This is a genomic window from Streptomyces sp. NPDC048142, assembly GCF_043202835.1.
Taxonomy (GTDB): Bacteria; Actinomycetota; Actinomycetes; order Streptomycetales; family Streptomycetaceae; genus Streptomyces.
The window spans coordinates 1-11,455 of sequence record NZ_JBIDBC010000068.1; the positions used below are offsets into that span (position 1 = coordinate 1).

Sequence of the window (11,455 nt, forward strand, 5' to 3'; positions counted from 1 at the left end):
GCACCCACCCCATACGACAACGTCGGCCTTCAAGACCACAACCAGGTCTTGAAGGCCGACGTCACGCCAGGCCCCGAATTAACCAACAGCGTCCGCGATGCGTTCCGGGGCCCCGGGGTCGGTCGACCCGGATCAGGCGGTGGTGATGTTCTCCGCCTGCGGGCCCTTCTGGCCCTGGGTGATGTCGAAGGTCACCGCCTGGCCTTCCTGGAGCTCACGGAAGCCGGTGGAGTTGATGTTGGAGTAGTGCGCGAAGACGTCGGGACCGCCGCCGTCCTGCGCGATGAAGCCGAAGCCCTTTTCCGAGTTGAACCACTTGACGGTTCCGCTGGCCATGCCCGTACCTCTCAGCAGTAAACGGATCCGCACCGCGCGGACCCGGAGGTGATCGCCCTGGTTCTCAGGCACTGCACAGCAAAACGCCCGCGCCAGGCGCGGGCAGGTACTGCGAACCACGACATCTTCCAGCGACGCTACACGGCGGGATCACTCCTCACCAGAGAGCAACGCCAATTTGCTGTGGATCATCTTCCTGGTCACCGGCTCGTACCACACCGACTACGGTCCGTTCAGGGCCTGTCGGCGCCCCGGGCGGTACCGCGCGCCCACAGGGCCGGCGGCAGTTGGAGCGACGGCCGAGCGGGTCCGGCGGGGCACGGCGGGTCCGGCGGGGCGCGAGGCCGGTGACCCGGCGGGCCGCGCACTGCTCAGGGCGCCAGCAGCCGCCAGAGCAGCAGCAACCCCACCCCGCAGACGAGCAGTCCGGCGAGCAGGGCGAGTGCGCCCCGCCGCACGTTGTCGGGCTGGAAGCCGCCGAGCACGCTGAAGCACAGCCGGGCCCCGTGGGCCACGGCCAGCGCCCCGCACGCGGTGACGGCGAACCCGGCCGCGATGGCGTCCCACTGGTCCTCGAACGCCCGTTGATACGGCCCCGGCTTCCGGGTGGCCAGTACGTATCCGGCCGAGGTGAACAGGGCGGCGGGGAAGGCCACCAGGCCGAAGAGGACGGTCAGGCGTCGGATCACCGCAGCGCTCCCCTTTCCACAGGGAAGCGGGAGAGGCGTTCGCGGACCGACCGCTTCAGCCGTTCCTCCCACCGGTCCCGCTCGGCGACATGGGTGAACAGCTCCCGCATCCGGTTCACCTCCTCGATCATGGTGTGTTCCTCCTCCGCCAACCGCCGGTCCAGCGGCCGTTCGATCCTCAGCAGGAGGGCGACGCAGGCCGCGAGCGAGAGCGCCGCCACGATCAGGCCGGCGACGACGAGCACACCCCCGGGGCCGTCGCCCGTGGCGGCGGCGAGTGCCAGCACCGCCGGGATCAGCACCGCGAGGGAGGCCGAGGCGATCCGGGGCCGGCGAACCCGTCGCCGCCGCGCGCTCAGGGCGTGCACGCCGGCCAGTCGGCGTTCCGCTGCCGCCAGCATCCGCAGGAACGCCTCTCCGCCGTCGATCGCGGCCATGTCAGTCCCCGTTCCGCTGCGTGATGAACGACTGGAGTTCCTGGCCGAAGTGGGTGCGCAGCGCGCCGATCTGTGCGTCGTCCAGTTGGGAGGTCCCCACGGGCAGTCCCGGAAGGAACTGGTGGCGGATGAGCCGGGAGGCCATCGGGAGGACGGACAGGCGCAGCGACGTCTCGTTCTCCAGGTCCCGCATGAGGGCGGCGAACGGGGACTCGCGGCGGGCCCGCCCGGGGATGTAGTGGTCGCGTGCCTCGTCGAGCCGGTCCCAGTACAGATCGCACTTGGACACCGCGACGATCAGCCAGCGCAGCCGCTTGGCCAGTTGCCCGTCGATGATCGCGTCGACCAGGAGACGGAAGTCGGCCGCCTCCTTGCGGCGGTGCCAGTTCCGTACGGCTTCCTGGTCGACGACGCCGTCGGCGGCGAGCGCCTCGTGGACGTCGCGCTGGGAGGCGCGCTGCCAGATCCTGTTGTGCCCCCAGCAGACGACGTGGACGATGCCGTGCGGGGAGGCCTCGCCCCCCATCGTGTCGTGCAGGGCCCGTTGGCGCTGGGTGGACAGCTGCCCCGGGATGACGGTGACGGCGGCCCGGGTGCGGCGGTTTCCGGAGCGCAGGACCGTGGCGTGCTTCTCGATGTCGGGACTGCGGGAGCTGTCGCTGTCGCCCGTGCGGATCGACTGCGTCAGCGCGTCGTACAGGACGGTCTTGCCCGCCCCCGCCTCGCCGGTGACGGCGATGGGGTTGACCGAGAGGCCGAGCCGCCCGTTCAGGGTGGCCACGTCCGCCCCGGCCCCCGGGCCGCCGCCGTCCACCGCGTGCCGGACGCTCTCCCACCGTGATCAGGTGTTCTCCCAGACGTCGGGCACGCTCGCAGCTCCCCCGGGTAGGCCGATGGGGAGATGCTATCGATCAACTGGACCCGGTGCACCGGCACTTACCGGATTCATGGGCGGCGGCCGGGAGGTCCGGGGATCCGGGTGCTACTGGATGAACCGGGGCAGCCAGCGCGCCTGGTAGTCGGGGTGGCCCGCGTACTCGGCGGCGAGCTGCCGTACGGCGAAGCCCAGGCCCACCGCACGGCCGGAACGGAAGTCCTCGGCCGGACGGTCGGTGTCCAGGCCGGCCACCTCGACGTACTCGCCGAGCAGGACGCGGTTCGTCTCGATGCGCTCCAGGGTCCGCGCGGGGTTCTGGAGGGCGATGTGCTGGTCGAAGCCCCGGCCCCGCACCGTGAACGCCACCCCGCCCGTGCGGTCGTGGACCTCGCCCGGCACATCGGCCGGGCACCGCCATCGTTCCCCGCCGGCGGCCAGTGCGACGTGTTCCTCGTCGGCGAGCCGCGCCCGGACGAAGGCCACCATGTCTGCGTTGCCGCCCATTGGATGCCGCTCCCTTTGCGCCGATGAATCTCCGCACTCGATACGGGGAGCATTCTGGTGGACCGGACGCGGCACGATCCACCTCCGCATCCGGTTCACCCCACCGTGTCCCCCGCGTTCCCGGCGTTCCCGGCGTTCCCGGCGTTCCCCGCGGCCCGGTCGGCGAGCAGCCGGTACAGGGGTTCGGCCTCCCGGCGGCGGTACTCCTGCACCGCCCAGCCGTTGCCGTCCGGGTCGGTGAAGTACATGAAGGTCGCCCCGTCGTCGGGGGCGTACCGCTGCGGCTCGGAGACCTCGACGCCCCGGCCCACGAGTTCGGCGTGTGCGGCGCCGATGTCGGTGACACAGAGCTGGAGGCCGTGGTACGTGCCCGGCTGCGGGGTCCCGGTCGGGTTGGGCAGTCCGTCGGTGAGGGCGATCGAACAGCCGGATCCGGGTGGCGTCAGCTGGACGACGCGGGCGCCCGGCATCACCTCGTCGTCGATGTCGACGGCGAAGCCGAGCTTGTCCCGGTAGAAGTCCCGGGCCCGGTCGACGTCGGTCACGGGAAGCACGATCACTTCGAGGGTCCAGTCCATGGGTCAGCGCCCTTTCGCGGCTCGGTCGGTGTCCGGGTCGGACCGTGATTCTTACGGGTCGGGGCGGGGCGTGTCCGGTTCCGTACGCGGCGTGTCCGGGTCGGCACGTGGCTCGTCCAGGTCGGTGCGTGATTTGTCCACGTCGGACCATTGGCGAGTCCGGGCCGGAACGCGGCTTGTCCGCTTCGCCGTGGCCCATCACCTGTCGCCCGCCGCCCGCCCGCTTCCGCTTCCCCGGCTTCCCCGGCGAGCGGCGTCGCGCCGCCCTGGAGCGGCCGGTTGCCGCGTCGGCCGGATGGACGCGGGCGTTCACCCGACCGACGTTATGCCGGAACCCGGGGCCCCGCCAATCGGCAACCGGGCCCCGCGCGGGCCCCTCGATTCACTGGAGCGCGTGGACCGCGGTACGGAAGACGACGGGCGCCCGGTGGGCCGCGGCGACGATCAGCCGTCCCGAGGCCGGGTGGCCGGCGGCGCCCACCAGGGCCGCGGTGAGCAGGCGATAGCGTCGGGTGGCCCGCGCCCACCTGCGGGGGTAGTCCTCGGGCCGCCCGGCGGTCAGGCAGTCGACCGCGGCCGTCGCGGTGGCCACCGCGAGGGCGATGCCCTCCCCGGTCAGGGCGTCCACGTAGCCCGCGGCGTCGCCGACCAGCAGGACGCGCCCGGCCCGCGGGCCCAGCGCCCGCTGACGCAGCGGACCGGCCCCGCGTACGGGGGTGGCTCCGGGGCTGCCCGCGAGCCGGGCCGCGAGGGCGGGGAAGGCGGCCAGATGCCGGCCGTAGGAGCGGCGGTCGCGGCTCAGGACGGCCACCCCCACCAGCCGCTCGCCGACCGGGGTCACGTACGCCTCGCCGTGCCGGGACCAGTGCACCTCGACATGGTCCGTCCACGGGGCGAGCGTGTAGTGGCGGCGCAGACCGTAGCGTCCGGGCCCGGGGACGGGCCGGTCGAGGCCCAGGGCGCGGCGCAGCGGCGAGTGGAGGCCGTCGGCCGCGATGAGCCAGCGCGCGGTGAGTCCGGCGGCGGTGACGGTGCGTTCGTCCTGCTGGATCTCCCTCACCTTTCCGGCGACCACGCGTACCCCGAGGGCGGCGGCCCGCTCGTGCAGGGCGGCGTGGAGTTCGGTGCGGCGGACGCCCGCGCCGGGGCCGCCCCGGAAGGCCGCCTCCGCGCTGCGCCGGCCGTCGGTGTAGCGGATGCCGCGCAGCTCGTGGCCCGTCACCCGTACGCCGAGGTCGCGCAGGGCCGCGACGCCGCCGGGCATGATGCCCTCGCCGCACGCCTTGTCGACGGGGGCGGTGCGCGGTTCGACGACCACCGCCTCCAGGCCCGCCGACGCGGCCCGGATCGCGGCGGCCAGTCCGGCCGGTCCGCCGCCGGCCACCAGGATGTCGATCACGCCGGTGCGTCCACGGCCGGGAGACGCGCCAGCGCCCGGTCCTCGCACCGGATCCGTACGGCCATGAGCGCGGCGTTGAGGACGGTGAACACCAGGGCGGTCACCCACGCCCCGTGGACCAGGGGCAGCGCGAGGCCTTCGGCGGCGACGGCGACGTAGTTGGGGTGACCCATCCACCGGTAGGGGCCGCCAGTGACGCGGGGCAGGCCGGGGACGACGATGACGCGGGTGTTCCAGCGGGGGCCGAGCGCGCGGATGCACCACCAGCGCAGCGCTTGCGCGGCCACGACGACGGCGACCATCGTCCAGCCGAGAACGGGTGTGAAGGGACGTTCGGCGAGCCGGACCTCCGCCAGACAGCCCACCAGGAGCCCGGAGTGCAGGGCGACCATCGCCGGATAGTGCCCGCGGCCCGATTCGGTGCCGCCGCGGTCGAGACTCCAGCGGGTGTTGCGGCGAGCCACGACGAGTTCGGCGAGGCGCTCGGCGACGACGGCCAGCACCAGGAGGGTGTACCAGGTCATACGGGGCTCCCGTTCAGGGACGAGCGCGGGTGGCGGGCCATCGGGTCTCTCCGTCCTACCAGCGCAGCAGCACCAGTTCGCAGCAGAATCCCGGGCCCATGGCCAGCAGCAGTCCGGGGGTGCCCGGCTCCGGCCGGCGCTGTTCGACGGTGTCCCGCAGGACATGCAGGACCGAGGACGAGGAGAGGTTGCCGACGTCGGCCAGCGAGCGCCAGGTGACGTCGAGCGCGCCGTCGGGCAGATCGAGGACTTCGGTGACGGTCTCCAGCACCTTGGGGCCGCCCGGATGGCACACCCAGTGGGCCACGTCCTTCGGTTTGAGGCCGTGTTCGTCGAGGAACTCCCGTACGTCGTCGGCGAGATAGCGGCGGACCACGTCGGGCACCGCCGGGTCGAGGACCACGGTGAAGCCGGTGGAACCGATGTCCCAGCCCATGACGTGCTCGGTGTCCGGGTACATCCGGCTGCGGGTGGCCACGATCTCGGGCCCGGCGACGGCCCGGCGGCCGCCGAGGGCGACCACGGCGGCCGCTCCGTCGCCGAACAGCGCGGTCGCCACCAGGTTGGCGGGCGAGGTGTCGTGGCGCTGGAAGGTGAGGGAGCAGAGCTCGACCGACAGGAGCACGGCCACGTCGTCGGGGCGGCCGAGGAGGTAGTCGTGCAGCCGGGCCGTCCCGGCGGCTCCGGCGACGCAGCCGAGGCCGAAGAGGGGCAGCCGTTTGACGTCCGACCGCATCCCGAGGCGGGCCACGAGCCGGGCGTCGACCGAGGGGGCTGCGATGCCGGTGACAGAGGTGAACATCAGCAGGTCGACGTCGGTGGGCCGCAGGCCCGCCGCCCGCAACGCGCCGCGTACGGCCTGGGCGCCGAGGTCGACGGCGGACCGGATGAACACGTCGTTGGAGGCGCCGAAGCCGTCGAGGTCGCGGTAGGCGTCCAGGGGCAGCACGGTGTGCCGGGTGCGGACGCGGGCGTTCTCGTGGAGCCGGTCCAGGACGCGGCGGTCGGCGCCGGGCGGCAGGCAGGTGCGGGCCACCATGTCGGTGACCTCGCGCTGGGTGTGACGGTGGGGCGGCAGGGCCCCGTGAACCGCGGCGATGCGGGTCATTCTGCCTCCTGCTTCGGTGGCGTCATGCCCCCATCCTGCCCACAGCGAGCGGTGAATCGGCGCGAAGGACCCGCCCGGTATCCGCATTGACGGGGTGTCGGGCCCCTACGATCGCCCGATGGACGCGACGGACAGGGTGAGCCCGGTCGGCACGGATCGGGCCGGAGCAGTTCCGGACGGCTCGGTTCCGGGCCGCGCACTCCCGGGCGGCACGGATCCGGACGGCTCGGTTCCCGACGGCACGGATCTGGACGGCACGAAGCTGGACAGCACGGTTCCGACCAGCATGCTCCCGACCGGCGTGGTTCCGGACGGCGCGGGGCGGCGGGGCCGGGTCGTGGGGCTCGCGCTCGCGTGCCACCCGGGGCCGGCGCTCGCGGTGACCGCGCTCGCCTGTGCCCTCGCCCTCGGCTCCGGCCTCGGCGGTCCCAGCTCCGCGCTCGTCACGGTGGCGGTGCTGACCGGCCAGCTCTCGGTGGGCTGGTGCAACGACGCGTACGACGCACGGCGTGACGCCCGCGCCGGCCGCCGGGACAAGCCCGCGGCCGACGGCACGGTCGGGGCGGGCGCGGTGTGGGCGGCGGCGGCGATCGCGCTCGCCCTGTGCGTACCGCTCTCGCTGGCCTGCGGGACCCTCGCCGGTACGGTGCACCTCGCCGCGGTCGCGGCCGCCTGGCTCTACAACCTGCGGCTCAAGGCGACCGCCCTGTCCTGGCTGCCGTACGCGGCCGGGTTCGGCGCCCTGCCGGCCGCCGTCGCGCTCTCGCTGCCCGGCGGGCCGTGGCCCCGGTGGTGGACGGTGGCGGCCGGGGCGCTGCTCGGGTTCGCGGCGCATCTGGCCGACACCCTCCCGGACATCGCGGCGGACCGGGCGGCCGGGATCCGGGGCCTGCCGCACCGGCTGGGCGACACCGGGACCCGGCTGCTGCTGCCGCTGCCGCTCCTCGGCGCCACGGCGGTGCTGGCGCTCGGGCCGCCAGGACCGGTGGACGCCTGGGGTGCGGCGGCGCTCGTCCTGGCCGGTGCGGCGGCGCTCGCGGGCCCTGCGCTCGGCCACCGGTGGCGCAAGGCCGCATTGGCCGGAGCGGTGGCCGTGGCGGCGGTGGATCTGGCGCTGCTGCTGGTCCGGGGCGCGGCCACGGCGTGAACGGGCCTGCTCGGTCCAGTCCGTGGGCATCGGCCACGACAAGGGCCTCCGCGACAACCCCATGCCGAGCGGCAGGCCATGCAAGCCGTGCAGGTCCCGTAAGTCGTGGAGGGCCTTCACGTCGCGCACGTCCTGAAGACCGGTAGGTTCCGTAAGCCCTGTAAGCCCTGGAAGTCCTTGTACGTTCCCGGGCCGGCGGATCGCCGCCGCCCCGGGAACACCCGCGTGCACCGGCGGATTTGGTGCCGTCGCGGCTCTGGGAAGTGCACGGTCCCGGGGCTACCCTCCGCGCATGATTCCCACGGTTGTCTGGGGTACCGGCAACGTCGGCCGCGCGGCGATCCGCGCCGTCGAGGCCCATCCGGCACTGGCGCTCACCGCCGTCCTCGTGCACGATCGGGCCAAGGTAGGCCGCGACGCGGGCGAGCTCGGCGGGGTCGGGCGCACGCTCGGGATCGAGGCCACCGACGACATCGCAGCCGTCCTGGCCGCCCGCCCCCGGGCGGTGGTCTACGCGGCGTCCGGCGACATCCGCCCCGACGACGCCCTCGCCGACATCGCCCGGACGATCCGGGCCGGCGCGGTGGTCGTCACGCCCTCCCTCTATCCGCTCTACGACCAGCGCAACGCCCCGCCGGAGCTGCGGGACCCGGTCCTGGCCGCCGTCGCCGAGGGCGGCGGCTCCCTCTTCGTCTCCGGCGTCGACCCCGGCTGGGGCAATGACGTCCTGCCCCTGCTGGTCAGTGGCCTCGGCACCGAGGTGGACGTCATCCGCTGCCAGGAGATCTTCGACTACTCCACGTACGAGCAGGAGGAGTCGGTGCGTCATCTGATCGGCATGGGGCACCCGATGGACTACGAGCCGCTGATGCTGGCGGAGAGTGTTCCGACGATGGTGTGGGGCGGTCAGATACGCCTCATGGCGCGGGCGCTGGGCGTCGAGCTCGACGGGATCCGCGAGACGCTGGACCGCCGGGCGCTGGAAAGCACCGTGCACACCCGCACGATGGGCGCGTTCGCGGCGGGCACTCAGGGCGCCGTGCGCTTCGAGGTGCAGGGCATCGTCGACGGCCTGCCCCGCATCGTCATCGAGCACATCACGCGGATCCATCCCTCGTGCGCCCCGGACTGGCCGTCCCCGCCCGACGGGGTGGGCGCGCACCGTGTGGTGATCGAGGGCCGTCCCCGTATCGAGGTGACCGTCGAGGCCTCCGACGAGGACGAGAACCGGTCGGCGGGCGGGAACGCCACCGCGGTGGGGCGGCTCGTCTCGGCGATCGACTGGCTGGTGGACGCCAAGCCGGGCCTGTACGACGCACTGGACGTTCCGCTGCGGCCTGCGGTCGGCAGGCTGGGAAGGAGACCGTCGTGATCATCGATATTCCGGAGGGCCGGGAGCCCATCGGTTACGTGTGGGGGGAGCTGGTCCCCGGCATCGGCACGGCCGCCGCCACGTTCTCGATGTCCGTGTACGAGCACACGACGCTGGGGCTGCGGGAGTTCGAGGCGGCCAGGCTGCGGGTGGCGCAGATCAACGGATGCCTGTTCTGCCTGGACTGGCGGACCGAGCGGGACGGGGCGAAGGTCGAGGAGGAGTTCGCCGGGGCGGTGACCCGGTGGCGTACGACGGACGCCTTCGACGAGCGGACCCGGCTCGCGGCGGAGTACGCCGAGCGGTACACGCTCGACCACCACGGTCTGGACGACGCCTTCTGGAAGCGGATGACCGCGCACTACAGCCAGAGGGAGATCGTGGAGCTGACGATGAGCATCGGCTCGTGGCTGGCGTTCGGGCGGCTCAACCATGTGCTGGGGATCGACGCGGTGTGCGTTCTGCCCGGTCACGGGTGAGGGGCAGCCGCCCACTGACGGAGTCCGGGGCCGCCGGGCCGGCGCTCCCGGCCCCGGGCTCTTCCGCGGGTCGTCCGCGAACTCTCCGCGGGTGGCCCTACAGATCGGTCGCGATGATCCGTTCGATGTTGCGCTCGGCGAGCGCGGTGATGGTGACGAACGGGTTCACGCTGGTGTTGCCGGGGATCAGTGCGCCGTCGATGACGTACAGGCCGGTGTAGCCGTGCAGCCGACCGTAGTTGTCGGTGGCCCTGTCCAGGACCGCGCCGCCCAGCGGGTGGTAGGTGAGGTGGTCGCCCCAGATCTTGTGGACGCCGAAGAGGTCCGTGCGGTAGATCGTCCCCTCCTTCCGGTTGATCTTGTCGAAGATGGACTTCGCGGCGTCGACGGACGGCTGCTTCCACGCCGTCTGCCAGTCCAGCTCCGCCGTCCCCGCCGCCGCGTTCCAGGTGAACCGGGCCCGGTGGGGGTTCTTGGTGATCGACAGGTAGAACGAGGCCCACGTCTCGATCCCGGTGGGCAGCGGAGCGACTTCGGCGAATGCTCCGCCGGCGTCCCAGTTGTCGATACCGCCGGTGGGGATGGCCGACTGGACCTTCCCCGTCGGGTCCCAGAGGTGGTTGGCGCGGCCGCACATGACGTTGCCGTTGTCGCCCCAGCCCTTGCCGACCTCGCTGTTGAGAAGCGGCAGCGCGCCGGTGGCCTTGAGGCCGACGAGCAGCTTGCTGGTGCCCACGCTGCCCGCGGCGAAGAACACCTTGTCCGCCGTGACGGTCTTGGTGAGGGTGGTCCGGCCGCAGGTGTCCAGCTGGTCGATGAGCACGGTGTAGCCGCCGCCGGGGGCCGGGGTGACCGTGGTGACCTTGTGGAGCGGGGAGATGGTGACCCGGCCGGTGGCGTTGATCCGGTCGATGTAGGTCTTCTGGAGCGACTTCTTGCCGTGGTTGTTGCCGTAGAGGATCTCCGCGTCCAGGGCCGACCTGGGGACGGTCCCGGCCGCCTCCTGCTTCATGTAGTCCCAGTCGTAGACGGCGGGCACGAAGAGGAACGGGAAGCCGGAGCGCTGGGCGTGCTTGCGGCCGACCCGGGCGTACCGGTAGCAGTCGACGGTGTCGAACCAGGCGGGATCGATGGTGCTGACGCCCAGCTCGCTGTTGGCGCGCGGGTAGTAGGTGCTGTACATCTCCTCGGTGTTCACCGTCGGGAGGACGGCGCCGAAGTTCTCCCGGCGCGGGGTGACGGCCATGCCGCCGTTGACCAGGGACCCGCCCCCGACGCCGCGGCCCTGGTAGACCGTGATGCCGGCGAACTCCTCGGCGTCCAGGATGCCGGTGTAGCGGTTGACGTCCTTGTCGATGGGGAAGCCGAGGAAGTTACTCAGCGGCTGCTTGGTCCGGGTCCGCAGCCAGAAGGAGCGGTCGTCCGGCCTGGTGGTGTTGGCGAAGATCTTGCCGTCCGCGCCCGGGGTGTCCCAGGCCATGCCCATCTCGGCCATATGGACGTCCGTCCCGGCCTGGGCGAGCCGGAGGGCGGCCACGCAGCCGCCGTATCCGGTGCCGATGATCAGGACCGGCACATGCGCCCCGGAGCCGATCGGCGCTGCTGCCGTACGCACGCTCGCCCATGATGGTGCAGTGCTACCGGTGAGCGCCGCGACCCCCAGAAGGGAACCTGTTGCAGTGATGAATCTTCGACGCGAGACACTCCTGGTCCCGCTTCCCTGCACGTTGATGTCACTCATGTGACGTTCCTCACTCTCGACAGAGTGCAACAGGTTCTACTGTCGATCGCGTGGTAAGTCACTAGAAACTTGAGGGTAACTTCCCGGCCCCGCCCCGCCCCGGCCCCGCCCCGCCCCGCCCCGCCCCGGCCCCGCCCCGGCATGCCGAAGGGGCCCCGGCACGGGTGATGGACGCTGTTGGTTAATTCGGGGCCTGGCGTGACGTCGGCCTTCAAGACCTGGTTGTGGTCTTGAAGGCCGACGTTGTCGTATGGGGTGGGTGCG

General features: G+C 72.5%; 13 protein-coding genes. 3 read left to right on the forward strand and 10 right to left on the reverse strand.

Annotated features, from left to right (window positions below):
- Positions 1–132: 132 nt before the first annotated feature.
- From ACGF2Y_RS36305 to ACGF2Y_RS36345, 9 genes are all read right to left on the reverse strand, one after another.
- Positions 133–336: a cold-shock protein gene (locus tag ACGF2Y_RS36305; RefSeq protein WP_003964323.1), complete on the reverse strand. Its 204-nt coding sequence runs from the start codon at positions 334–336 to the stop codon at positions 133–135.
- Positions 337–707: 371 nt separating this feature from the next.
- A complete protein-coding gene (locus ACGF2Y_RS36310) occupies positions 708–1,025 on the reverse strand; it encodes a hypothetical protein (RefSeq protein WP_392956298.1) in 318 nt (105 codons plus the stop codon).
- Positions 1,022–1,462 carry a hypothetical protein gene (locus tag ACGF2Y_RS36315; RefSeq protein ID WP_392956300.1) on the reverse strand — a complete coding sequence of 147 codons (441 nt, stop codon included), beginning with the start codon at positions 1,460–1,462 and terminating at the stop codon, positions 1,022–1,024. The genes ACGF2Y_RS36310 and ACGF2Y_RS36315 overlap by 4 nt, the downstream gene beginning before the upstream one ends.
- A 1-nt stretch (position 1,463) precedes the next feature.
- Positions 1,464–2,243: a hypothetical protein gene (locus tag ACGF2Y_RS36320; RefSeq protein WP_392956303.1), complete on the reverse strand. Its 780-nt coding sequence runs from the start codon at positions 2,241–2,243 to the stop codon at positions 1,464–1,466.
- Positions 2,244–2,444: 201 nt separating this feature from the next.
- The gene (locus tag ACGF2Y_RS36325; protein ID WP_392956305.1) at positions 2,445–2,843 is read right to left on the reverse strand and encodes a DUF6221 family protein; all 399 of its coding nucleotides are present in this window, start codon (positions 2,841–2,843) and stop codon (positions 2,445–2,447) included.
- Between the two features lie 95 nt (positions 2,844–2,938).
- Positions 2,939–3,421 carry a VOC family protein gene (locus ACGF2Y_RS36330; RefSeq protein WP_392956308.1) on the reverse strand — a complete coding sequence of 161 codons (483 nt, stop codon included), beginning with the start codon at positions 3,419–3,421 and terminating at the stop codon, positions 2,939–2,941.
- Between the two features lie 382 nt (positions 3,422–3,803).
- Positions 3,804–4,820 carry an NAD(P)/FAD-dependent oxidoreductase gene (locus ACGF2Y_RS36335; protein ID WP_392956311.1) on the reverse strand — a complete coding sequence of 339 codons (1,017 nt, stop codon included), beginning with the start codon at positions 4,818–4,820 and terminating at the stop codon, positions 3,804–3,806.
- The gene (locus tag ACGF2Y_RS36340) at positions 4,817–5,344 is read right to left on the reverse strand and encodes an isoprenylcysteine carboxyl methyltransferase family protein (RefSeq protein WP_392956313.1); all 528 of its coding nucleotides are present in this window, start codon (positions 5,342–5,344) and stop codon (positions 4,817–4,819) included. The genes ACGF2Y_RS36335 and ACGF2Y_RS36340 overlap by 4 nt, the downstream gene beginning before the upstream one ends.
- A 55-nt stretch (positions 5,345–5,399) precedes the next feature.
- A complete protein-coding gene (locus tag ACGF2Y_RS36345) occupies positions 5,400–6,452 on the reverse strand; it encodes a type III polyketide synthase (RefSeq protein WP_392956315.1) in 1,053 nt (350 codons plus the stop codon).
- A gap of 286 nt (positions 6,453–6,738) precedes the next feature.
- On the opposite strand from ACGF2Y_RS36345, the gene ACGF2Y_RS36350 reads away from it, so the two are divergent.
- The 3 genes from ACGF2Y_RS36350 (at position 6,739) to ACGF2Y_RS36360 (ending at position 9,450) form a co-directional block, all read left to right on the forward strand.
- Positions 6,739–7,599: a UbiA family prenyltransferase gene (locus tag ACGF2Y_RS36350; protein ID WP_392956322.1), complete on the forward strand. Its 861-nt coding sequence runs from the start codon at positions 6,739–6,741 to the stop codon at positions 7,597–7,599.
- 292 nt (positions 7,600–7,891) lie between these two features.
- On the forward strand, positions 7,892–8,971 hold the full coding sequence (locus ACGF2Y_RS36355; protein WP_392956318.1) for a dihydrodipicolinate reductase: 1,080 nt from the start codon (positions 7,892–7,894) through the stop codon (positions 8,969–8,971).
- Positions 8,968–9,450 carry a carboxymuconolactone decarboxylase family protein gene (locus tag ACGF2Y_RS36360; protein ID WP_392956319.1) on the forward strand — a complete coding sequence of 161 codons (483 nt, stop codon included), beginning with the start codon at positions 8,968–8,970 and terminating at the stop codon, positions 9,448–9,450. The genes ACGF2Y_RS36355 and ACGF2Y_RS36360 overlap by 4 nt, the downstream gene beginning before the upstream one ends.
- Before the next feature lie 97 nt (positions 9,451–9,547).
- Here ACGF2Y_RS36360 and ACGF2Y_RS36365 read toward each other — a convergent pair whose 3' ends face one another.
- Positions 9,548–11,026, reverse strand: a complete 1,479-nt coding sequence (locus ACGF2Y_RS36365) for a GMC oxidoreductase (protein WP_392956324.1) — start codon at positions 11,024–11,026, stop codon at positions 9,548–9,550.
- Positions 11,027–11,455 lie beyond the last annotated feature (429 nt).